The organism is Staphylococcus sp. EG-SA-2 (assembly GCF_017152085.1).
This window is the reverse complement of sequence record NZ_JACYHC010001341.1, coordinates 1-588: the sequence shown is the minus strand read 5'-3', so window position 1 is coordinate 588 and position 588 is coordinate 1. Positions and strand designations below refer to the sequence as shown.

Below are 588 nucleotides of genomic sequence, written 5' to 3'. Positions count from 1 at the left end.
GTTTTATAAGACAGGATGACGTAACTGAGCAAAGAAATGAGCATTGTCGAATGACATCGTGTGTCTTATTAAAATTGCAATGGGCATAGCATAGGTATATTCACAGTCGATTTTCTTGATTTCTACATTATCATAATACGTAGTGTAAAAGTTATACGACAGTCGATAGTCGATTCGCTTTTTACCACGAGCAATTATTATGTGTTGCTTCAACGTCGACTTTAATTTATTTGTAATGTATGTCACTACACCCAGACTACTCTGATTAATATTTAATATATTATGCGTGCGTTCAAACCCCTGAGGTTCATCTGTCTCGCTCACGTCAATCCCTCCTATCTTAGTATTTAAACAACGCATATCAACTATGCAACATATGTTGTTTAGACATACTATACTACTATGTCGTACGTTTGCCAATAAACACGCACATATCATTTGTTGCCTAAACAACATATTGCCTGAAGTGTTGTTTAAGTACGCAAAAACAAAAATGCTTGTCACTAAAATCTATATGTTTTAATGACAAGCTTATTTTCATTCAGTTAACGACTGCTAATATGACATTGTAGAGTATAGGACGTTGAT

Annotated in this window: 1 protein-coding gene; it reads right to left on the bottom strand. The window is 34.4% G+C overall.

The features are described 5' to 3' along the window. Positions 1-3: 3 nt before the first annotated feature. The gene (locus tag IDG60_RS21330; RefSeq protein WP_001795157.1) at positions 4-504 is read right to left on the bottom strand and encodes a hypothetical protein; all 501 of its coding nucleotides are present in this window, start codon (positions 502-504) and stop codon (positions 4-6) included. Between the last annotated feature and the right edge of the window lie 84 nt (positions 505-588).